This window comes from Pseudomonas violetae, assembly GCF_023072615.1.
Taxonomy (GTDB): Bacteria; Pseudomonadota; Gammaproteobacteria; order Pseudomonadales; family Pseudomonadaceae; genus Aquipseudomonas; species Aquipseudomonas violetae.
On sequence record NZ_JAKNRW010000016.1, the window covers coordinates 63,355 to 85,549 of the forward strand.

Here is a 22,195-nt window from a genome sequence, read left to right on the forward strand (position 1 = left end):
CCACCCATGTGGGAGCGGGCTTGCTCCCACATTTTGCTTCCGGTCTAGCCCAAGAGATCGCGCAGGACTTGAGTGAACGCACGGCTGCTTTCTTCTTCGCCAGCATGACGCCCGTCGCGCACAACCCACTGGCCATTGACCAGCACATCCCGCACCTGGCGATCGCCACCGGCAAACAACCAACGATTGAGAATGGCGTCACCGCTGGCCGTTGCCAGGTATGGATCATTACCATCCAGCACCAGCCAGTCCGCTCGCTTGCCGACTGCCAACGCGCCAATCGGCTGACCCAGCGCCTGGGCGCCGCCGTCCAGCGCCGCGTCATACAGCGTGCGGCCAACCATCGGTTGGTCCGCGCCGTACAAACGATTACGTCGTTGATCGCGCAGACGCTGGCCGTACTCCAGCCACCGCAACTCCTCCACCACGCTCAACGACACATGGCTGTCTGAGCCGATTCCCATACGCCCGCCTTGAGCGAGAAAATCCACCGCCGGGAAAATTCCGTCGCCCAGGTTGGCTTCAGTCGTCAGGCACAGGCCGGCAATGGCGCGACTCCTGGCCATCAACGTAACCTCTTCCGGGTTGGCGTGGGTCGCGTGGACCAGGCACCAGCGTTGGTCGACTTCGGTGTTTTCGTATAGCCATTGCAGTGGTCGACGACCGCTCCAGGCCAGGCAGTCATCGACTTCCTTCTGCTGCTCGGCAATATGAATGTGCACCGGGCATTGGGTGTCGCTGGCCGCCAGTACTTCGCTGATCTGCTGGGGCGTGACGGCGCGTAACGAGTGGAAACACAAACCCAGGGACTGCGCCGGCTGTCCGGCCAGGATCGGCTGCAGGCGCGACTGTAGCTTGAGGTAGTTCTCGGTGCTGTTGATAAAGCGCCGCTGACCCTCGTTCGGCGCCTGGCCGCCGAAGCCGGAATGGCTGTAGAGCACGGGCAGCAGCGTCAGGCCTATGCCGGCAGACGCCGCCGCCTGGCTGATACGCAGCGCCAGTTCTGCAGGATCGGCATACGCCTGGCCGCTGGTGTCGTGGTGCACGTAATGAAACTCGGCGACCGACGTATAGCCCGCCTTGAGCATTTCGATGTACAGCTGACGCGCGATCACACCGAGCTGGTCCGGGCTGATTTTTCCGACGAGGCGGTACATCAGGTCGCGCCAAGTCCAGAAACTGTCGCTTGGATTACCCGCCACTTCCGCCAGCCCGGCCATTGCCCGCTGGAATGCATGGGAGTGCAGATTCGGCATGCCCGGCAGCAACGGCCCCTTTATCTGTTCGGCGCCATCCGCATGAGAATTGGCCTGGACATGGGTCAGCACGCCATCTGCGCTGACCTCAAGACGTACATCAATGGCCCATCCGTTAGGCAGCAGCGCGCGTTCGGCAAAGAAGGCGGACATGGTTCAGCACCCCATCGTGTGTTATTTGTATATACATATACAGACGTTTGCCTGCTCGGTAAACTCCGGCAAGCTAGCAATCTCTATTCAACAGACAAGGATTAACCGTGCCGACTCCGCCTGCAGTCTCTCCGTTGGCCGCGAACATGGGCGACAGTCCGGCGCCCTTGTACGCCCGCGTCAAACAGATGATCACCCAGCAAATCGACAGTGGAAACTGGCCGCCGCATTACCGTGTGCCGTCGGAAAGCGAGCTGGTCAGCCAACTGGGTTTCAGCCGCATGACCATCAACCGTGCCCTGCGCGAGATGACGGCCGACGGCCTGTTGGTGCGTATGCAGGGCGTGGGTACGTTCGTTGCCGAGCCCAAAAGCCAGTCGGCCCTGTTTGAAGTGCACAACATCGCCGACGAAATTGCCTCTCGCGGCCATCGTCACACCTGCAAGGTGGTCACCCTTGAAGAAGAAGCGGCCGGCTCCGAGCGCGCTCTGGCGCTGGACATGCGCGAAGGCCAGAAGGTCTTCCACTCGCTGATCGTGCACTTCGAAAATGATATCCCGGTGCAAATCGAAGACCGCTTCGTCAACGCGCTGGTGGCTCCGGATTACCTCAAGCAGGACTTCACCCTGCAAACGCCTTACGCCTACCTGAACCAGGTCGCACCGCTGACCGAAGGCGAGCACGTGGTCGAGGCAATTCTGGCTGAGGCCAGCGAATGCAAATTGCTGCAAATTGAAAAGGGTGAGCCGTGCCTGCTGATTCGTCGCCGAACCTGGTCAGGGCGTCAGCCGGTGACTGCCGCCCGTTTGATCCACCCTGGTTCCCGTCATCGCCTGGAAGGGCGGTTTCATAAATAGAGAGCCATAAATGAATGAGTTGAAGGTTTTACGCGCGGCCGATTACCCACGCATGCCGTGGAAAAACGGCGGTGGCAGCACTGAGGAAATCACCCGCGACGCGGGTGATGGCCTGGATGGTTTTGGCTGGCGCCTGTCGATTGCCGATATTGGTGAGTCGGGCGGTTTTTCTACCTTCGCCGGTTACCAGCGGATCATTACCGTGCTGCAGGGCGAGGGCATGACCTTGTCGGTGGATGGCCAGGCCACGCGGGCGTTGTTACCGCTGGACCCGTTTGCCTTCAGCGGTAAGAGCCTGGTGTCCTGCACTTTGCTCGGCGGGCCGATTCGCGACTTCAACCTGATTTACGCGCCGCAGCGGTATAGCGCGCGGTTGCAGTGGCTGGCGGGGGAGCAGCGGTTTTTCAGTGCGGCGGGGACTGTGCTGGTGTTCAGTGTCACCGAATCGCTGGAAGTGAGGGTCGGTAACATTGCACAGCAATTGGGCCAACATGATTGCCTGCAACTTGATGGTAGTGCCGGTCTGCTCGAAGTCTCCGTCAGAGGCCAATGCTGCCTGATTGAGCTGAGCGCACGCTGAGATTGCAACGCAAAACCCTGGAGCGAGCTTGCTCGCGATGAGCGCTAACGATCACGCTGGTTGTCTAAATGTACGCGTTGTCCTTGCGATTTTCGCGAGCGAGCTCGCTCCTACAGGGATGGCGCCGTTCCCTGATTCTTGTTTCTCTCTGCGCACCACTTTGTTACCGAACGCCCCAGCGTGGCGCAAAATTCCGCCCAAGTAACAAGGCCTCCGATCTACATAAGATCCCCTCCGAAAAATTCATATCCCGTAGAACCCCTGATTTAAAAGCCTCCCAGCACTCCACGAACTTTTCTTGAACGCCTATCCAACAAGTTGGCCGCTTGATTGCATATGCTTGTATGTACAAGTAAAGACGTATGCGTATGAGTCGATCAGGACTCCTCGCAGCGTCAACTGATTCGCTTGTGGCGCAACGACGCGCACAGGCTGGCTTGCCCACCGCCAGGGTTGGTTTGAATTGATCGCTGAGGAGTCTTTTTCGTGACTGACAACAAAACCACTAAGTTTCGTGACGTAGAAATCCGTGCCGCCCGCGGTAACAAGCTGACCGCCAAGAGCTGGCTGACTGAAGCGCCGCTGCGCATGTTGATGAACAACCTCGACCCGGAAGTTGCCGAGAACCCTAAAGAACTGGTGGTTTACGGTGGTATCGGTCGCGCAGCGCGTAACTGGGAGTGTTACGACAAGATCGTCGAGAGCCTGACCAACCTGAACGACGATGAGACCCTGCTGGTGCAATCCGGCAAGCCGGTCGGCGTGTTCAAGACCCACAGCAACGCGCCACGCGTACTGATCGCCAACTCCAACCTGGTGCCACACTGGGCGAGCTGGGAGCACTTCAACGAACTCGACGCCAAAGGCTTGGCCATGTACGGCCAGATGACCGCCGGCAGCTGGATTTACATCGGCAGCCAGGGCATCGTCCAGGGCACCTACGAAACCTTCGTCGAAGCCGGTCGCCAACATTACAACGACGACCTCAAGGGTCGTTGGGTCCTGACCGCAGGCTTGGGTGGCATGGGCGGCGCTCAACCTCTGGCCGCTACCCTGGCCGGCGCTTGCTCGCTGAATATCGAATGCCAGCAGGTCAGCATTGATTTCCGCCTGAACAGCCGTTATGTCGACGAGCAGGCTACCGACCTCGACGACGCGCTGGCGCGCATCGACAAATACACCAAGGAAGGCAAGGCGATTTCCATTGCACTGCTGGGTAACGCTGCCGAGATTCTGCCGGAACTGGTCCGTCGCGGCGTGCGTCCGGACATGGTCACCGACCAGACCAGCGCCCACGACCCGCTCAACGGTTACCTGCCAGCCGGCTGGACTTGGGAAGAGTACCGCGCTCGCGCCAAGACCGAGCCTGCTGCAGTGGTCAAAGCCGCCAAGCAGTCGATGGCCGTGCACGTCAAAGCGATGCTCGAATTCCAGAAGCAAGGCATTCCAACCTTCGACTACGGCAACAACATCCGCCAGATGGCCCAGGAAGAGGGCGTGGAAAACGCCTTTGACTTCCCGGGTTTCGTGCCCGCTTACATCCGTCCGCTGTTCTGCCGCGGCATCGGCCCTTTCCGTTGGGCGGCGCTGTCGGGCAACGCCGAAGACATCTACAAGACCGACGCCAAAGTAAAAGAACTGATCCCGGACGACGCCCACCTGCACAACTGGCTGGACATGGCGCGCGAGCGCATCAGCTTCCAGGGTCTGCCGGCTCGTATCTGCTGGGTTGGCCTGGGCCTGCGCGCCAAGCTCGGTCTGGCATTCAACGAAATGGTGCGTAGCGGCGAGTTGTCGGCACCGATCGTGATCGGTCGTGACCACCTGGACTCTGGCTCCGTTGCCAGCCCGAACCGCGAAACCGAATCGATGCAGGACGGTTCCGACGCCGTGTCCGACTGGCCACTGCTTAACGCTCTGCTGAACACCGCGAGCGGCGCTACCTGGGTTTCCCTGCACCACGGCGGCGGCGTCGGCATGGGTTTCTCCCAGCACTCGGGCATGGTGATTGTCTGCGACGGTACTGACGAAGCGGCCGAGCGAATTGCTCGCGTGCTGCACAACGACCCGGCGACCGGGGTGATGCGTCACGCCGATGCGGGTTATCAGATTGCGATCGACTGCGCCAAGGAGCAGGGACTGAACCTGCCGATGATTACCGGTAAATAACCACATACCTGTAGGAGCCCGCTCCCACAGGAAAACGGTTTCCACAGTTGCACCAACCCAGAATAACAATCCACAGAGGTTGAATCATGGCTGTTAACAGTGATCGTGCAAGCAGTAAACCGTTGATCGAGAGGCGTTCGATCGACTACATCCCGGAAGCGGAAAGACACGGTCGTCTGTTGAGCCAGTTCACCCTTTGGATGGGTGCCAACCTGCAAATCACCGCAATTGTCACCGGGGCCCTGGCCGTGGTGTTGGGCGGTGACGTGTTCTGGTCGTTGATCGGTTTGTTGATCGGTCAACTGCTCGGCGGTGGGGTAATGGCGCTGCATGCCGCGCAAGGGCCCAAGCTTGGCCTGCCGCAGATGATCTCCAGCCGTGTACAGTTCGGCGTTTATGGCGCGGCCATCCCGATCGTGCTGGTGTGCCTGATGTACTTGGGTTTCACGGCTACGGGAACCGTACTTTCCGGCCAGGCGCTGGGCCAGTTGTTTGGCGTCAGCGACAGCGTCGGTATTCTTATCTTCGCCAGTGTCATCGTGCTGGTCACGGTGCTCGGTTATCGGGTGATCCACTGGATTGGCCGTGTCGCCAGCGTCATTGGCGTGGTTGCCTTTGTCTACCTGTTCTACCGTCTGATGAGCCAGACAGACGTTGGTGCACTCCTGCAAATCCGCCACTTCAGCTGGAGCAGTTTCCTGCTGGCGGTGTCGCTCGCGGCGTCCTGGCAGATCGCTTTCGGCCCTTATGTAGCAGACTATTCTCGCTACCTGCCAAGCCGCACGTCTTCGGTGAAAACCTTTTTCGCCGCGGGTGCAGGTTCGGTGATTGGCGCACAGGTGGCGATGATCCTCGGCGTGTTTGCCGCCGCTTCGGCCAACGGGCAATTCGCCGGTCACGAAGTGGCCTTCATTGTTGGTCTGGGCGGTACCGGCGCCACCGCTGCGCTGCTTTACTTCAGCATCGCGTTCGGCAAGATCACCATCTCCACGCTGAACTCCTATGGCAGCTTCATGTGCATTGCGACCGTGATCAGCGGTTTCCGTGGTCATCTGCAGGTCTCGCGCTTGCAGCGTCTGGTCTTCGTGCTGGTCATCGTCGGCACCGCAACCCTGATCGCGTTGCTTGGTCAGCACTCGTTCCTCGGAGCTTTCAAGTCCTTCATCCTGTTCTTGCTGGCGTTCTTTACGCCATGGAGCGCGATCAACCTGGTGGACTACTACTGCATCACCCGTGAGCGCTATGACGTGCCGGCGCTGTCCGATCCGAAGGGTCGTTACGGCCGTTGGAACGTCCTCGGTATCAGCGTCTATGTCTTTGGTGTGCTGGTGCAATTGCCGTTCATCTCCACAAAGTTCTACACCGGTCCGCTGGTGGCAGCTCTGGGTGATGTGGATATTTCCTGGATCATCGGTCTGGTGATTCCCGCAGCCCTGTATTACGTGTGCGCAAAAAAATGGCACAGCGCAGTACCCGATCACCTGATTCTGCCGGTCGAGCAGGACAGTGTTGCAGCACCTAAAACAAGCGGAACCGGTCGCGCTGCGGCGCAGGCCTGATTGGACGTGGACAGGGCTGGATGCCTCTTGACTGCCGTAAGCCAATTCATGATTAGGAGCGTCATTACAATGAAATCGAATAAGACCCTGCTGACCACATTGCTTTCCATGGGCCTGCTGGCCGGTGCCGGCGCCACTCAGGCAGCGGGTTGGTGCGAGTCGGGCAAGCCGGTGAAATTTGCCGGCCTGAACTGGGAAAGCGGCATGTTGCTGACCGACGTGATGCAAGTCGTGCTGGAGAAAGGCTATGACTGCAAGACCGACAGCCTGCCGGGCAACTCCATCACCATGGAAAACGCCCTGGGCAGCAACGATATCCAGGTTTTCGCTGAGGAGTGGGTGGGCCGTAGCGAGGTCTGGAACAAGGCCGAGAAGGCTGGCAAGGTCGTCGGTGTCGGCGCTCCGATTACCGGCGCCATCGAAGGTTGGTATGTGCCGCGTTACGTCATCGAGGGCGATGCCAGCCGCAAGCTGGAAGCCAAGGCCCCGGACCTGAAGAATATTGCCGACCTCGCCAAGTACGCTGCCGTGTTCAAGGATCAGGAAGAGCCGTCCAAAGGCCGTTTCTACAATTGCCCTGCCGGCTGGACATGCGAGCTGGATAACAGTGAGATGCTCAAGAGCTACGGCCTGGAAAGCACCTACACCAACTTCCGCCCAGGCACCGGCCCGGCGCTGGATGCGGCGGTGCTGTCGAGCTACAAGCGCGGCGAGCCGATCCTGTTCTACTACTGGTCTCCAACGCCGCTGATGGGCCAGGTCGACCTGGTCAAGCTTGAAGAAAAGCCAGGCGTGGACAAGACCGTGACCATCAAGGTTGGCCTGTCCAAGACCTTCCACGACGAAGCACCGGAACTGGTGGCAGTGTTGGAAAAGGTCAACTTGCCAATTGACTTGCTGAACCAGAACCTCGGACGCATGGCCAAGGAGCGGATCAGTTCGCCGAAGCTGGCGAAAATCTTCCTCAAGGAACATCCTGAAGTCTGGCATGCGTGGGTGAGCGAAGACGCAGCCAAGAAAATCGACGCGGCCTTGTAGGTCCAGTTGCCCGACTGTCGACCTCGGCAGTCGGGTGCTGCATCTCAACCCCCCTTGATTGAGAGTTTCTTATGTTTCCCGAAAGCTTTACCTTTTCCATCGCCGACTGGGTCAACGGTTGGGTCGATTCGCTGGTCACCAACTACGGCGATGTATTCCGGCACATCTCCGACACCCTGTTGTGGGCCATCGTCAATCTTGAGGGCTTGCTGCGTGCCGCGCCCTGGTGGCTGATGCTGGCGATCGTGGCAGGCGTGGCCTGGCACGCGACTCGCAAGGTCGTGACCACCGCCGTTATTGTCGGCTTGCTGTTCCTGGTAGGCGCTGTCGGTCTCTGGGACAAGCTGATGCAAACCCTCGCGCTGATGATGGTCGCGACGGTTATTTCGGTGCTGATCGGCATTCCGCTGGGCATCCTCTCGGCGCGCAGCAATCGCCTGCGTTCGGTACTGATGCCGTTGCTCGACATCATGCAAACCATGCCAAGTTTCGTGTACCTGATCCCGGTACTGATGTTGTTCGGCCTAGGCAAGGTTCCGGCGATTTTCGCCACAGTCATCTACGCTGCGCCGCCGCTGATCCGACTGACCGACCTGGGCATTCGCCAGGTCGACGGTGAAGTGATGGAGGCGATCAACGCCTTCGGTGCCAACCGCTGGCAGCAACTGTTCGGAGTGCAACTGCCGCTGGCCCTGCCGAGCATTATGGCCGGGATCAACCAGACCACCATGATGGCCCTGTCGATGGTCGTGATTGCCTCGATGATCGGTGCCCGTGGCCTGGGCGAAGACGTGCTGGTGGGGATTCAGACCCTCAACGTCGGACGAGGCCTGGAGGCCGGTCTGGCGATCGTGATTCTGGCAGTGGTCATTGACCGCATTACTCAGGCGTATGGTCGGCCACGGCATGAGGTGAGCAAATGAGCAACGAAGCCATTAGCAAGATCGAAGTCAAAAATGTCTTCAAGATTTTCGGCAACCGGGCCAAGGATGCGCTGGCCCTGGTCGGTCAAGGCAAGACCAAGGACCAGGTGCTGGCCGAAACCGGCTGTGTAGTCGGCGTCAACGACCTGTCGTTGAGCATCGGCACTGGCGAGATTTTCGTGATCATGGGCCTGTCCGGCTCCGGTAAGTCGACTCTGGTGCGTCACTTCAATCGTCTGATCGATCCCACCAGCGGCGCGATCCTGGTGGACGGCGTGGACATCCTGCAATACGACATGGAAGCCCTGCGCGAATTTCGTCGGCACAAGATCAGCATGGTGTTCCAGAGCTTCGGTTTGCTGCCGCACAAGACCGTGGTGGAGAACGTAGCCTACGGCCTGAAAGTGCGTGGCGAGAGCAAGCAGATGTGCTCCGAGCGCGCGCTGCACTGGATTAACACCGTGGGCCTCAAGGGCTACGAAAACAAATACCCGCACCAGCTTTCCGGCGGCATGCGCCAGCGGGTGGGCCTGGCCCGGGCACTGGCCGCTGACACTGACATCATCCTGATGGACGAAGCGTTCAGCGCCCTCGACCCACTGATACGCGCCGAGATGCAGGATCAGTTGCTGGAGCTGCAGAAGACTTTGCACAAGACCATCGTGTTCATCACCCATGATCTTGATGAAGCGGTGCGGATTGGTAACCGGATTGCGATTCTCAAGGATGGGCGGTTGATTCAGGTGGGTACTCCGCGCGAGATCCTCCATTCGCCGGCGGATGAGTATGTCGACCGGTTCGTGCAGCGGCGGGCTGTGGTGGTTTAAACAGATTTGCGGCGGGACCGCTTTTGTGGCGAGGGAGCTTGCTCCCGCTCGAGCGCAGCGGTCGCAAAATTTTGGGGCCGCTACGCAGCCCAGCGGGAGCAAGCTCCCTCGCCACAGGTGTCACATGTCCATGAATTTTGTATGAGGCTCCAGATGTCCCAGGCTGAAAAAGTCGTTATCGCCGACGCCCCATTGCGTTGGCAGGATGTGGTCGCGGTAGCTCGTCACGGCGCGCAGCTTGAGCTCTCGGCGCAAGTCTGGGCGCGCATAGAGAATGCCCAGGCCATCGTCCAGCGCATCGTCGCCAGCGGCGAACGCGCCTATGGCGTCAACACTGGCCTGGGTGCGCTGTGCAATGTTTCACTCAAGGACGAGCAGCTCAGCCAACTGTCGCGCAACACCTTGCTCAGTCACGCTTGTGGCGTCGGCGCTCCACTGACCGACGAGCAGACCCGCGCGATCATGTGTGCGGCGATCCGCAATTACAGTCATGGCAAATCCGGCATTCATCGCCGAGTGATCGAAGCGCTGCTGGCGCTGCTCAATCGTGGCATCACCCCGCAAGTGCCGTCCCAGGGTTCAGTCGGTTACCTGACCCACATGGCGCACATCGGCATCGTGCTGTTGGGTGTCGGCAATGTGAGCTATCGCGGGCAAGTTGTTCCTGCGCAACAAGCCCTGGCCGAAGAAGGTTTGCAACCGGTCCTGCTCGGTGCCAAAGATGGCCTGTGCCTGGTCAACGGCACGCCGTGTATGACCGGTCTCAGCTGCCTGGCGATCGCTGATGCCACGCGTTTGGTGCAATGGGCTGATGTGATCGGTGCGATGAGCTTTGAAGCCCAGCGTGGCCAGATCGCGGCGTTCGATGCCGAGATCATCGCGCTCAAACCGCACCCGGGCATGCAGCAAGTCGGGCTCAACTTGCGAGCGTTGCTTGATGGCAGTGAAGTGATTGCGTCGAGCAAAGGCATCCGTACGCAGGACGCGCTAAGCATCCGCTCGATACCGCAGGTTCACGGCGCCGCGCGCGATCAGCTTGAACACGCCAGAAAGCAGATTGAAACCGAACTCAACTCTGTCACCGATAACCCTATGTTACTGGGCACACCGGACAATTTCCGCATCATGTCCCAAGCCAACCCGCACGGTCAGTCAGTGGCCCTGGCGGCTGATTTACTGGCTATCGCCATGGCGGAAATCGGCTCCATCGCCGAACGGCGGCTGGACCGCTTGATCAACCCGCATGTCAGCGGTTTGCCGGCATTCCTGGTGGCCAATCCCGGGGTGAACTCCGGGATGATGATCGTCCAGTACGTCGCCGCTTCGCTGTGCGCGGAAAATCGCCAGTTGGCGCAACCGGCGGTGCTCGACAACTACGTCACGTCGGGTCTGCAGGAAGATCACCTGAGCATGGGCACCCATGCCGCGCTGAAGCTGCATCGCGCGCTGGAAAACTGCACGCAGATCCTGGCGATTGAATATTTGCTGGCGGCCCAGGCGTTCGAATTCCTCAAGCAGCAGCGTTTTGGTGCCGGAACCGATATTGCCTGGCGACTGCTGCGTGGACAGGTTCCGGCTTACGATCAGGACCGTTGGCTGGCTCCGGACATTGCCGCCGCCGCCAGCGTGCTGAAAGATCCGGACCGGCTGCACAACGCATTACCGAATTTGCACTGACCAGTACCCATACCAGCGTGCCAAGGCGCGGATCGTCCAAAAGACGGGAGGCGACGGATAACGGAATGCTCCGGAGCGACTGGTAGTTAATAACAAACTCTCAAAAGGAGCATTTGAATGACTGCGCTAAACTTAATTCCCGGCCAACTGAGCCTTGCCCAACTGCGTGATATTTATCAGCAGCCGGTCAAAATCAGCCTCGACAACAGCGCCTCGGCGCAGATCGAGGCCAGCGTCGCCTGCGTGGAGCAGATCCTCGCCGAGAACCGCACCGCCTACGGTATCAACACCGGTTTCGGCCTGCTGGCCTCGACCCGAATTGCCAGCGAAGACCTGGAAAACCTGCAGCGCTCGCTGGTGCTGTCCCATGCCGCCGGTGTGGGCGAGCCGATCAGCGACGCCCTGGTGCGCCTGGTCATGGTGCTCAAGGTCAACAGCCTGAGTCGTGGCTTCTCCGGTATTCGCCGGGTGGTGATCGACGCATTGATCGCGCTGATCAACGCCGAGGTTTACCCGCACATTCCATTGAAAGGTTCTGTCGGTGCTTCGGGTGACCTGGCGCCGCTGGCGCATATGTCCCTGGTGCTGCTGGGTGAGGGCAAGGCGCGCTACAAGGGCGAATGGCTGGAAGCGACTGAAGCGCTGAAAGTCGCCGGCCTGGCCCCGCTGACCTTGGCGGCGAAAGAAGGCCTGGCGCTGCTCAACGGTACCCAGGTGTCCACCGCTTACGCTTTGCGCGGTCTGTTCGAAGGTGAAGACCTGTTCGCCGGCGCTGTGGCGCTGGGAGCCCTGACGGTAGAAGCGGTACTGGGCTCACGCTCGCCATTCGACGCACGCATCCACGCCGCTCGCGGCCAGAAAGGCCAAATTGACGCCGCTGCCGCTTACCGCCACCTGCTGGGCGAGCGCAGTGAAGTGTCCGACTCGCACCAAAACTGCGAGAAGGTCCAGGACCCTTACTCCCTGCGCTGCCAGCCTCAAGTCATGGGCGCCTGCCTGACGCAGTTCCGCCAGGCTGCCGAGGTGCTGGCCGTCGAAGCTAACGCAGTGTCGGATAACCCGCTGGTGTTCGCCGCCGAAGGCGACGTGATTTCCGGTGGCAACTTCCATGCCGAGCCGGTGGCAATGGCCGCTGACAATATGGCCCTAGCCATCGCTGAAATCGGCTCCCTGAGCGAGCGCCGCATTTCGCTGATGATGGACAAGCACATGTCACAACTGCCGCCGTTCCTGGTGGCCAATGGCGGCGTCAACTCCGGCTTCATGATCGCCCAGGTAACGGCGGCTGCATTGGCCAGCGAGAACAAGGCGCTGTCCCATCCGCACTCGGTAGACAGCCTGCCGACTTCGGCGAACCAGGAAGACCACGTGTCGATGGCACCGGCTGCGGGCAAGCGCCTGTGGGAAATGGCGGAAAACACGCGCGGTGTTCTGGCGGTGGAATGGCTGGCGGCATGCCAGGGTCTGGATTTGCGTGAAGGATTGAAGACCTCGGCGAAGCTGGAAAAAGCTCGCGCCATTTTGCGTGCTGAAGTGCCGTTTTATGAGAAGGACCGGTTCTTTGCGCCGGACATCAACGCGGCGACTGAATTGTTGGCGACGCGTTGCTTGAATGATCTGGTCACGGTGAAGTTGTTGCCGAGCCTGTAAGGGCCTCATCGCTGGCAAGCCAGCTCCCACAGGGATTTGTGTCGTGTGCATGTTATGTATCCACCACCGTTCCTGTGGGGGCTGGCTTGCCAGCGATTCGATTTTGAATTTGATGGAGATTTTGGATGAAAACTCTCTGGCAGCACTGCCACGTCGCAACGATGGCACAAGGTGTCTACTCGGTCATCGAAGACGCGGCCATCGTGACGTCCGGTGCGCTCATTGAGTGGATTGGCCCACGTGCCGACCTGCCGGTGGGCGACTACCCGGCGGTCAACGATTTGAACGGGGCCTGGGTCACTCCGGGCCTGATTGACTGCCACACCCATACGGTGTTCGGCGGTAATCGCAGCGACGAATTCGAACAACGCCTGCAAGGCGTGAGCTACGCCGAAATCGCCAACAACGGTGGCGGCATCGCCAGCACCGTGCGCGCCACCCGTGCCGCCAGTGAAGACGAACTGTTCGCCAGCGCTGCCAAGCGACTCAAGAGCCTGATGCGCGACGGCGTTACCACGGTGGAGATGAAATCCGGCTATGGTCTGGACCTGGCCAGCGAACGCAAGATCCTGCGGGTAATCCGCCGCCTGGGTGCCGAATTGCCAATCAGCGTGCGCAGCACCTGCCTGGCCGCCCATGCATTGCCACCTGAATACACCAATCGCGCCGACGCCTACATCGAGCACATCTGCGCCGAAATGCTCCCGGCCCTGGCGGCGGAGGGCCTGGTAGATGCGGTCGACGCATTCTGCGAATACCTGGCGTTCTCGCCGGAGCAGGTCGAGCGGGTATTCGTCACGGCACAGGAACTCGGTTTGCCAGTAAAGCTGCATGCCGAGCAATTGTCGTCTCTTCACGGATCGAGCCTGGCGGCGCGCTACCAAGCACTGTCTGCCGATCACCTGGAATTCATGGACGAAGACGACGCCATCGCTATGGCCGCTTCCGGCACCGTCGCGGTTTTGCTGCCCGGTGCTTTCTACTTTCTGCGTGAAACCCAGTTGCCGCCAATGGAGGCCCTGCGCAAGCACGGGGTAAAAATCGCCATCGCCACCGATCTCAACCCCGGCACTTCGCCAGCGCTGTCGTTACGCCTGATGCTGAACATGGCCTGTACATGTTTGCGCATGACCCCGGAAGAGGCCCTGGCTGGCGCGACGATTCATGCCGCCACGGCACTGGGCATGGCCGACACCCATGGCTCGCTGGAAGCCGGCAAGTTCGCGGACTTTGTCGCCTGGCAAATTGATCGTCCCGCCGACCTGTCATACTGGCTGGGCGGTGACCTGGAAAAACGCATCGTGCGCCACGGCGTCGAAACGAGTGTATAGGAGAGCAGTTGTGGACAAGGTTCTGAATTTCCAACAAGGCCGAGTGCCGCTGCTGATCAGCATGCCTCATGCCGGGCTGCGCCTGACTCCGGCGGTCGAGGCCGGGTTGATTCCAGACGCACGCAGCCTGCCGGATACCGACTGGCATATTCCCCAGCTCTATGAGTTCGCAGCTGAATTGGGCGCCAGCACGCTGGCGGCCGAGTACTCGCGCTTCGTCATTGACCTGAATCGCCCGTCCGACGACAAGCCGTTGTACGCCGGGGCTACTACCGGTTTGTATCCGGCCACGCTGTTCGACGGCATCCCGCTGTTTCGCGACGGCATGGAGCCGTCAGCGGCAGAGCGGGCGAGCTATCTGGAAAAGATCTGGACGCCGTATCACAGCACCTTGCAAAACGAACTGGCGCGCCTCAAGGCCGAGTTCGGCTACGCCTTGCTGTTCGATGCGCACTCGATTCGCTCGATCATCCCGCACCTGTTCGAAGGCAAGCTACCGGACTTCAACCTCGGCACCTTCAACGGCGCCAGTTGCGAGCCACAACTGGCCATTCAATTGGAAGCGATCTGCGCCCGCCACACCGATTACAGCCATGTGCTCAATGGTCGTTTCAAGGGCGGCCATATCACCCGGCATTACGGCAGTCCGGCGCAAAACATTCATGCGGTGCAGCTGGAATTGGGCCAATGCACGTACATGGAAGAGTTTGAGCCGTTCCGTTACCGTGCGGACCTGGCGGCGCCGACTCAAGTGGTGCTCAAGGAGTTGTTGCAAGGGTTGTTGGCGTGGGGCGAAAAGCACTACGGATAATACGGTTCGCCGCGATCGCCGATCGCAGTAGGAGCTAGCTTGCTCGCGAAAAACCTGAGAGCACCGCGCGGTGTCTGACTTGACGCGTTATTGTTGAAGATGTTCGCGAGCAGGCTCGCTCCTACACAGACATGCTCAATCACGTAATTCGGGTTTATGATGCCGGACGGCAGAATAATAGAAGTCCCCCCAGGGATGACCTCGACCCCTTACGGAGTGCGCAATGCAGACTTTGTACCCGCAGATCAAACCCTACGCCCGGCACGATCTGGCCGTCGATGGAACCCACACGCTGTATGTCGACGAAAGTGGTTCGCCGCAAGGGTTGCCCGTGGTGTTCATTCACGGTGGCCCTGGCGCCGGGTGTGATGCCCAGAGCCGTCGGTACTTCGACCCGAATCTGTATCGCATTGTCACCTTCGACCAGCGCGGCTGTGGTCGCTCCACTCCCCACGCCAGCCTGGAAAACAACACCACCTGGGATCTGGTCGCCGACCTTGAGCGGATTCGCAAACACTTGGGCATCGACAAATGGGTTATGTTCGGTGGCTCCTGGGGCTCGACCCTGGCCCTGGCCTATGCGCAGACCCATCCGGAACGTGTTCACGGCCTGATCCTGCGCGGGATTTTTCTCTGCCGACCGCAGGAAATCGAATGGTTCTATCAGGCGGGCGCCAGCCGGCTGTTCCCCGATTACTGGCAGGATTACATCGCGCCCATCCCGCTGGACGAGCGTGAGGATTTGCTCGGTGCATTCCACCGGCGCCTCACCGGCAATGACCAGATTGCCCAGATGCACGCGGCGAAGGCCTGGTCCACCTGGGAAGGGCGGACCGCGACCCTGCGCCCGAACCCGTTGGTCGTCGACCGCTTCTCCGAACCCCAGCGAGCCTTGTCGATAGCCCGGATCGAGTGCCATTATTTCACTAATAACGCTTTCCTCGAGCCTAACCAGCTGATCCGCGACATGGGCAAGATCGCCCATCTGCCCGGCGTGATCGTCCATGGTCGCTACGACGTGATCTGTCCACTCGACAACGCTTGGGAATTGCACCAGAACTGGCCGAACAGTGAGCTGCAGGTGATCCGTGACGCCGGCCATGCCGCCTCCGAGCCGGGCATTACCGATGCGCTCGTGCGTGCCGCCGATCTGATGGCGCGGCGCATGCTCGACCTGTCGCCTGAAGAAGCATGAAGGCTCTGCTGCAACGCGTGAGCAGCGCGCGAGTCGAGGTGGAATGCGAGGTGGTCGGCGCTATTGACCAAGGATTGCTGGTGCTGTTGGCGGTCGAACCCGACGATACGCGGGCCAGCGCCGACAAACTTCTGCATAAGCTGCTTAACTATCGGGTGTTCGGTGACGCCGAGGGTAAGATGAACCTGTCCTTGGTGGATGTGGGCGGTGGGTTGCTGCTGGTCTCTCAGTTCACCCTGGCCGCTGATACCAAAAGCGGGTTGCGCCCGAGCTTCTCGAAGGCTGCCTCTCCGGCACTGGGCGAAGAGCTTTTCGACTATCTATTAGCCAAAGCGAAACAAGTGCATGGCACAGTGACATCAGGTAGATTCGGCGCGGATATGCAGGTGCATCTGGTCAATGATGGCCCGGTTACCTTCCTGTTACAGGTCTGAAAGCGCTTGAAACAACTTTTTAAGCGCTTTTCGAGCGGAAACAGGGGTTTTTCGCGATAAATACTTTGTTACCCCTGATGCGTTGTAACGCGGCCTACTAGATAATCGCGCGCTACGGGGATCAGCATTCGTTGATCCATTTTGACTTAGGTAGAGACTTGTCCTGGACCTGTTGGGGAATCATTTTGCCCCATGGGAGTCGGAACAATGCTCGCCAACCTGGCATATAGATAGCTGGCCGTTGGTTTTTTGATCTGTTTTCGGCGAGGGTTGCTCGTGATTGTTAGTCCCTGTATTGCACCAAAATTGTCTGCCAAACGACTACGAAGCGCTCTGGTAGCGGGCTCTGCACTGCTTTGCCTGCTCAGCGCCGGCCAGCTTTGGGCATTCAGTCTGGATGATGTGTCGGTCAAAGCAAAAGAGCTGGCCGGGCAGAAATACGAAGCCCCGCGCAGTAATCTGCCGAACGAATTCCGCGAGATGAAGTTCGCGGACTATCAAAAAATTCGTTTCCGTACCGAAAAAGCCGAATGGGCAGATCAGAAGACCCCGTTCAAGCTGTCGTTCTATCACCAGGGCATGCACTTCGATACTCCGGTGAAAATCAACGAAATCACGGCCAACACCGTCGAAGAGATCAAGTACGACCCGAGTCGTTTCGATTTCGGCGATGTCAAGTTCGATGCCAAGGCCACTGATCAGCTCGGTTACGCTGGCTTTCGCGTGCTGTACCCGATCAACAAGGCCGATAAGCAGGACGAAATCATGACCATGCTGGGCGCGAGCTACTTCCGCGTCGTTGGCAAGGGGCACACCTATGGCTTGTCCGCCCGTGGCATGGCCATCGACACCGCTTTGCCATCGGGCGAAGAATTCCCGCGTTTCACCGAGTTCTGGATTCAACAGCCAAAACCGGGTGACAAGCACCTGGTGATCTTCGCGCTGCTCGACTCCCCGCGTGCGACGGGTGCCTACCGCCTGATCCTGCGTCCGGGCAGCGATACCGTCGTTGACGTCAAGGCGCAGATGTTCCTGCGCGACAAGGTCACCAAGTTGGGCATTGCTCCACTGACCAGCATGTTCCTGTTTGGCGCCAACCAGCCATCCAAAGTGCTTAACTACCGTCGCGAACTGCACGACTCCAGCGGCCTGGCGATCCACGCCGGCAACGGCGAGTGGATCTGGCGTCCGCTGAACAACCCTAAACACCTGGCCGTCAGTAACTTCGCAGTCGAGAACCCGCGCGGTTTTGGTTTGCTGCAACGTGGCCGCGACTTCAGCCACTATGAGGATCTCGACGACCGCTACGACAAGCGCCCAAGTGCCTGGATCGAGCCAAAAGGCGATTGGGGCAAGGGTTCTGTAGACCTGGTCGAAATCCCGACTGCCGATGAAACCAACGACAACATCGTGGCTTTCTGGAGTCCGGAAAAACTGCCTGAGCCTGGCCAACCGCTGGACGTCGCCTATCGCATGCACTGGACTATCGACGAAGCGGCGCTGCACGCTCCAGACAGCGCCTGGGTCAGCCAGACCCTGCGTTCCACCGGTGACGTCAAGCAGTCCAATCTGATCCGTCAACCGGACGGCAGCGTTGCTTACCTGGTGGATTTCGAAGGCCCGTCCCTGGCAGCCCTGGCGCCTGAGACTGATGTTCGCAGTCAGGTCAGCGTCGGTGAAAACGCCGAACTGGTCGAGAATAGTGTGCGTTACAATCCTGAAACCAAGGGCTGGCGCCTGACCCTGCGGATGAAGATCAAGGATCCGAGTAAATCCACCGAGATGCGCGCTGCACTGGTGCAGAACATCGTACCTGCGGACCTCGCGAAGACTTCGCTGCCTGTTTCCAACTCCTCCGTGGCCAAGGCCGACAAGATTGCCGCCAAGCAGCAGGAGAAGGCGGACAAGGAAGCCAAGCTGGCAGAGGCCAAGCAGGCTGATGCCAAGCCAGCGGCAGATACTTCCAACAAGGACAACAAAGTCGCCAAGCAGCCTGCCGCTGCCGATGCGGCCCCAGCCACACCGGAATCGTCACCGACTGAAGAAGTCCTGACCGAGACCTGGAGCTACCAGTTGCCTGCCGATGAGTAATTCTCACGTACAGCCAGAGACTCTTGCCGAGTATCTGGCGCATCTGCCGATGACCGACCAGCAGCGCGCGGAACTCGCGGGCTGCCAGTCTTTCAGCGAACTGCACCAGCGTCTGTCGTCCTCGACGTTCGACGCGCCGAGCGAGGCCGCCCAGGCCTCGGTCGGTAAGCGTTTGGCCCTGAGTACGGCCGAAGAGCTGGAAGACGCGCAAATGCTGGCGCTCGACGCCAGCGGTCGGGTTTGCCTCAAGGCGACCCCGCCGATCCGTCGGACCAAAGTCGTGCCGGAGCCATGGCGCACCAATATTCTGGTGCGTGGCTGGCGGCGACTGACCGGCCGCACCAATCCACCGGCCCCGCCGAAGGATGAGCGTGTGCTGCCGGCAGCTCGCTGGCGCACCGTCGGTTCGATCCGTCGTTACATCCTGCTGGTGCTGATGCTCGGCCAGACCATCGTTGCCGGCTGGTACATGAAAGGCATCATGCCGTATCAGGGCTGGGCGTTCGTCGACCTCAACGAAGTCCTGCACCAACCGCTGCTGCAGACGGCTACGCAAGTGCTGCCGTATGCGCTGCAAACCAGCATCCTGATTCTGTTCGGTATTCTGTTCTGTTGGGTGTCTGCCGGGTTCTGGACGGCGCTGATGGGCTTCCTCGAACTGCTCACCGGTCATGACAAATACCGTATTTCCGGTAAAAGCGCTGGTAATGAGCCGATCGCCAAGGATGCGCGCACTGCGCTGGTAATGCCGATTTGCAACGAAGACGTGCCTCGGGTATTTGCCGGGTTGCGGGCGACCTTCGAGTCGGTAGCGGCTACGGGTGACCTCGATCGCTTCGACTTCTTCGTGCTCAGCGACAGTAACGATGCCGATATCTGTATCGCGGAACAGCAGGCCTGGCTGGATGTCTGCCGTGAAGCCAAGGGCTTTGGCAAGATTTTCTATCGCCGCCGCCGCCGTCGCGTCAAGCGCAAGAGCGGTAACCTCGACGACTTCTGCCGTCGCTGGGGCGGTGACTACAAGTATATGGTCGTGCTCGACGCGGACTCCGTGATGAGCGGTGAATGCCTGACCAGCCTGGTACGCCTGATGGAAGCTACGCCGGACGCCGGGATCATCCAGACCGCGCCGCGCGCATCGGGCATGGACACTCTGTATGCACGCATGCAGCAGTTCGCGACCCGGGTTTACGGGCCGCTGTTCACCGCCGGCCTGCACTTCTGGCAGCTGGGCGAATCCCACTATTGGGGCCACAACGCGATCATTCGCATGAAGCCGTTCATCGAGCACTGCGCCCTGGCGCCGTTGCCGGGTAAAGGTGCGTTTGCGGGTGCGATTCTGTCCCACGACTTCGTCGAAGCTGCGCTGATGCGCCGTGCCGGCTGGGGTGTGTGGATTGCCTACGACTTGCCGGGCAGCTACGAAGAACTGCCGCCGAACCTGCTGGACGAACTCAAGCGTGACCGTCGCTGGTGCCACGGTAACCTGATGAACTTCCGGCTGTTCCTGGTCAAGGGTATGCACCCGGTGCACCGGGCGGTGTTCCTCACCGGCGTGATGTCTTACCTGTCGGCGCCGCTGTGGTTCTTCTTCCTCGTGCTGTCGACGGCGCTGCTGGCGGTCAACACGCTGATGGAGCCGCAATACTTCATGGAGCCGCGACAACTGTATCCGTTGTGGCCACAGTGGCATCCGGACAAGGCCGTCGCGCTGTTTTCGACCACCATCGTGCTGCTATTCCTGCCGAAGCTGCTGAGCATCATCCTGATCTGGGCCAAAGGCGCGAAAGAGTTCGGAGGCAAGTTCAAGGTGACCTTGTCGATGCTGCTGGAGATGTTGTTCTCCATGCTGCTGGCGCCGGTACGGATGATTTTCCATACGCGTTTCGTGCTCGCCGCGTTCCTCGGCTGGGCCGCGACCTGGAACTCGCCGCAGCGTGACGACGACTCGACGCCATGGAGTGAGGCGGTCAAGCGCCACGGCCCGCAAACGCTACTTGGCTTCCTTTGGGCGTTGCTGGTGATCTGGCTGAACCCGAGTTTCCTTTGGTGGTTGGTGCCGATCGTTGGTTCATTGATGTTGTCGATTCCGGTGTCGGTGATTTCCAGCCGGATTGGCCTGGGCCTCAAATCCCGTGACGAGAGCCTGTTCCTGATCCCTGAGGAATACAATCCGCCACAAGCGTTGCTGGCTACTGACCAGTACACCCACGAAAACCGCTATCACGCACTGAACGACGGCTTTGTTCGGGCAGTGGTGGACCCGCAGCAGAACGCCCTGGCGTGTTCGTTGGCGACTTCCCGTCACGGTCAGGCGGAGCCGATCGAATGGCTACGTATCGAGCGGGTGCGGCACGCGTTGAAAGTCGGGCCGGACGGCCTGAACAACAACGAGCGGGTGCAGCTGCTGAGTGATCCGGTGGCCTTGGGCCGCTTGCACGAGCAGATCTGGGACGAAGGTCATTCCGAGTGGCTGGGAGCGTGGCGTAAATCAGTGAAAGCCGATCCCCATGCTCCGTTGTTGCCGCTTAAACCGTTGAGTGCACAGCCTCAGTTGGCATAAAGCAATTCCTCGGCGGGATATCAGCTGGGGGAGCTTCTAAAGATCGCTGCCTCCGGCAGCTTCTACAGGGTGTATATCTGTAGGAGCTGCCGGAGGCTGCGATCTTTTGCTTTTGCGTCTAACAAATCCCACAAGGCTGCGATAGCATCCGTCCCCGAATTGGTGCGCCCGGACAACTTTCTGTTCGTATCTGCCGGTTTCTCAAGGGAAACCCGCTGTTTGCGCGCCTCATAACGCAATGGTTTGGGGACTTGATGATGAAGAAGTATCTTTCGATGCTGCTGGTAGGCGTCACGGCACTGGTTGCAGTCAGCACGGTGCAGGCCGGCGCCATCGATGACGCGGTCAAGCGCGGCACGCTGAAAGTCGGGATGGACCCGACCTACATGCCGTTCGAAATGACCAACAAGCGTGGCGAGATCATTGGTTTCGAAGTCGACATCCTCAAAGCCATGACCAAGGCCATGGGCGTCAAGCTGGAGCTGGTGTCCACCGGCTACGACGGCATTATCCCAGCCCTGATGACCGACAAGTTCGACATGATCGGCAGCGGCATGACCCTGACCCAGGAACGTAACCTGCGCCTGAACTTCAGCGACCCCTTCATTGTGGTCGGCCAGACGCTGCTGATCCGCAAGGAGCTGGAAGGCACCATAAAGTCCTATAAAGACCTGAATACCGCCGATTACCGCATCACCTCCAAGTTGGGCACCACGGGGGAGATGGTCGCGAAGAAGCTGATCTCCAAGGCCAAGTACCACGGCTACGACAACGAGCAGGAAGCCGTGCTTGACGTGGTCAATGGCAAGGCTGATGCATTCATCTATGACGCGCCCTACAACGTCGTGGCCGTGAACAAGGTCGGTGCCGGCAAACTGGTGTTCCTCGACAAGCCGTTCACCTACGAGCCGCTGGCCTTTGGCCTGAAGAAGGGCGACTACGACAGCCTCAATTTCATCAATAACTTCCTGCACCAGATTCACGAAGACGGCACATACGATCGCATTCATGACAAGTGGTTTAAAGACACCGCTTGGCTCAAGGACATGGAATAACGGTCTGACAGACCGCGCCGCGCCCA

17 protein-coding genes are annotated in these 22,195 nt (G+C 59.7%); 16 read left to right on the top strand and 1 reads right to left on the bottom strand.

Annotated features, from left to right (window positions below; translation table 11 throughout):
- Nucleotides 1–44: 44 nt before the first annotated feature.
- The gene (locus tag L9059_RS18415; protein WP_247292378.1) at nucleotides 45–1,409 is read right to left on the bottom strand and encodes a formimidoylglutamate deiminase; all 1,365 of its coding nucleotides are present in this window, start codon (nucleotides 1,407–1,409) and stop codon (nucleotides 45–47) included.
- Between the two features lie 146 nt (nucleotides 1,410–1,555).
- On the opposite strand from L9059_RS18415, the gene hutC reads away from it, so the two are divergent.
- The 16 genes from hutC to L9059_RS18495 all read left to right on the top strand — a co-directional run bounded on the left by hutC (nucleotide 1,556) and on the right by L9059_RS18495 (nucleotide 22,169).
- Nucleotides 1,556–2,266 (top strand): histidine utilization transcriptional repressor HutC, encoded by a 711-nt coding sequence (hutC, locus tag L9059_RS18420; RefSeq protein ID WP_247292416.1) that lies wholly within the window; start codon nucleotides 1,556–1,558, stop codon nucleotides 2,264–2,266.
- Between the two features lie 10 nt (nucleotides 2,267–2,276).
- Nucleotides 2,277–2,846: a HutD/Ves family protein gene (locus tag L9059_RS18425; RefSeq protein WP_247292379.1), complete on the top strand. Its 570-nt coding sequence runs from the start codon at nucleotides 2,277–2,279 to the stop codon at nucleotides 2,844–2,846.
- 486 nt (nucleotides 2,847–3,332) lie between these two features.
- Nucleotides 3,333–5,015 (top strand): urocanate hydratase, encoded by a 1,683-nt coding sequence (gene hutU, locus L9059_RS18430; protein WP_247292380.1) that lies wholly within the window; start codon nucleotides 3,333–3,335, stop codon nucleotides 5,013–5,015.
- Nucleotides 5,016–5,101: 86 nt separating this feature from the next.
- Nucleotides 5,102–6,574, top strand: coding sequence for a purine-cytosine permease family protein (locus tag L9059_RS18435; RefSeq protein ID WP_247292381.1), 1,473 nt, complete (start codon nucleotides 5,102–5,104; stop codon nucleotides 6,572–6,574).
- 69 nt (nucleotides 6,575–6,643) lie between these two features.
- Nucleotides 6,644–7,612: an ABC transporter substrate-binding protein gene (locus L9059_RS18440; protein ID WP_247292382.1), complete on the top strand. Its 969-nt coding sequence runs from the start codon at nucleotides 6,644–6,646 to the stop codon at nucleotides 7,610–7,612.
- A gap of 71 nt (nucleotides 7,613–7,683) precedes the next feature.
- Nucleotides 7,684–8,535, top strand: coding sequence for an ABC transporter permease (locus L9059_RS18445; RefSeq protein ID WP_010464518.1), 852 nt, complete (start codon nucleotides 7,684–7,686; stop codon nucleotides 8,533–8,535).
- Entirely contained in the window at nucleotides 8,532–9,362 is an 831-nt protein-coding gene (locus L9059_RS18450) for a quaternary amine ABC transporter ATP-binding protein (RefSeq protein WP_247292383.1), read from the top strand. The genes L9059_RS18445 and L9059_RS18450 overlap by 4 nt, the downstream gene beginning before the upstream one ends.
- Before the next feature lie 153 nt (nucleotides 9,363–9,515).
- A complete protein-coding gene (gene hutH / locus L9059_RS18455; RefSeq protein ID WP_247292384.1) occupies nucleotides 9,516–11,039 on the top strand; it encodes a histidine ammonia-lyase in 1,524 nt (507 codons plus the stop codon).
- A 117-nt stretch (nucleotides 11,040–11,156) separates the two neighbouring features.
- Nucleotides 11,157–12,689 (top strand): histidine ammonia-lyase, encoded by a 1,533-nt coding sequence (hutH, locus tag L9059_RS18460; protein WP_247292385.1) that lies wholly within the window; start codon nucleotides 11,157–11,159, stop codon nucleotides 12,687–12,689.
- Between the two features lie 125 nt (nucleotides 12,690–12,814).
- Nucleotides 12,815–14,020, top strand: coding sequence for an imidazolonepropionase (gene hutI, locus L9059_RS18465; protein WP_247292386.1), 1,206 nt, complete (start codon nucleotides 12,815–12,817; stop codon nucleotides 14,018–14,020).
- A gap of 10 nt (nucleotides 14,021–14,030) precedes the next feature.
- Nucleotides 14,031–14,831: an N-formylglutamate deformylase gene (hutG, locus tag L9059_RS18470; RefSeq protein WP_247292387.1), complete on the top strand. Its 801-nt coding sequence runs from the start codon at nucleotides 14,031–14,033 to the stop codon at nucleotides 14,829–14,831.
- A 223-nt stretch (nucleotides 14,832–15,054) separates the two neighbouring features.
- The gene (gene pip / locus L9059_RS18475) at nucleotides 15,055–16,026 is read left to right on the top strand and encodes a prolyl aminopeptidase (RefSeq protein WP_247292388.1); all 972 of its coding nucleotides are present in this window, start codon (nucleotides 15,055–15,057) and stop codon (nucleotides 16,024–16,026) included.
- Nucleotides 16,023–16,460: a D-aminoacyl-tRNA deacylase gene (gene dtd / locus L9059_RS18480; protein WP_247292389.1), complete on the top strand. Its 438-nt coding sequence runs from the start codon at nucleotides 16,023–16,025 to the stop codon at nucleotides 16,458–16,460. The genes pip and dtd overlap by 4 nt, the downstream gene beginning before the upstream one ends.
- Before the next feature lie 276 nt (nucleotides 16,461–16,736).
- Nucleotides 16,737–18,551, top strand: a complete 1,815-nt coding sequence (locus L9059_RS18485) for a glucan biosynthesis protein G (protein ID WP_247292390.1) — start codon at nucleotides 16,737–16,739, stop codon at nucleotides 18,549–18,551.
- Nucleotides 18,544–21,114, top strand: coding sequence for a glucans biosynthesis glucosyltransferase MdoH (mdoH, locus tag L9059_RS18490; protein WP_247292391.1), 2,571 nt, complete (start codon nucleotides 18,544–18,546; stop codon nucleotides 21,112–21,114). The genes L9059_RS18485 and mdoH overlap by 8 nt, the downstream gene beginning before the upstream one ends.
- A 257-nt stretch (nucleotides 21,115–21,371) precedes the next feature.
- A complete protein-coding gene (locus tag L9059_RS18495) occupies nucleotides 21,372–22,169 on the top strand; it encodes a transporter substrate-binding domain-containing protein (protein ID WP_247292392.1) in 798 nt (265 codons plus the stop codon).
- The last annotated feature ends 26 nt before the right edge of the window (nucleotides 22,170–22,195 follow it).

Coding starts and splice junctions, on each gene's coding strand:
- L9059_RS18415 (WP_247292378.1), bottom strand. CDS start 1,409: ATGTCCGCCTTCTTTGCCGAACGCGCGCTGCTGCCTAACGGATGGGCC.
- hutC (WP_247292416.1), top strand. CDS start 1,556: ATGGGCGACAGTCCGGCGCCCTTGTACGCCCGCGTCAAACAGATGATC.
- L9059_RS18425 (WP_247292379.1), top strand. CDS start 2,277: ATGAATGAGTTGAAGGTTTTACGCGCGGCCGATTACCCACGCATGCCG.
- L9059_RS18435 (WP_247292381.1), top strand. CDS start 5,102: ATGGCTGTTAACAGTGATCGTGCAAGCAGTAAACCGTTGATCGAGAGG.
- L9059_RS18440 (WP_247292382.1), top strand. CDS start 6,644: ATGAAATCGAATAAGACCCTGCTGACCACATTGCTTTCCATGGGCCTG.
- L9059_RS18445 (WP_010464518.1), top strand. CDS start 7,684: ATGTTTCCCGAAAGCTTTACCTTTTCCATCGCCGACTGGGTCAACGGT.
- L9059_RS18450 (WP_247292383.1), top strand. CDS start 8,532: ATGAGCAACGAAGCCATTAGCAAGATCGAAGTCAAAAATGTCTTCAAG.
- hutH (WP_247292384.1), top strand. CDS start 9,516: ATGTCCCAGGCTGAAAAAGTCGTTATCGCCGACGCCCCATTGCGTTGG.
- hutH (WP_247292385.1), top strand. CDS start 11,157: ATGACTGCGCTAAACTTAATTCCCGGCCAACTGAGCCTTGCCCAACTG.
- hutI (WP_247292386.1), top strand. CDS start 12,815: ATGAAAACTCTCTGGCAGCACTGCCACGTCGCAACGATGGCACAAGGT.
- pip (WP_247292388.1), top strand. CDS start 15,055: ATGCAGACTTTGTACCCGCAGATCAAACCCTACGCCCGGCACGATCTG.
- dtd (WP_247292389.1), top strand. CDS start 16,023: ATGAAGGCTCTGCTGCAACGCGTGAGCAGCGCGCGAGTCGAGGTGGAA.
- mdoH (WP_247292391.1), top strand. CDS start 18,544: ATGAGTAATTCTCACGTACAGCCAGAGACTCTTGCCGAGTATCTGGCG.
- L9059_RS18495 (WP_247292392.1), top strand. CDS start 21,372: ATGAAGAAGTATCTTTCGATGCTGCTGGTAGGCGTCACGGCACTGGTT.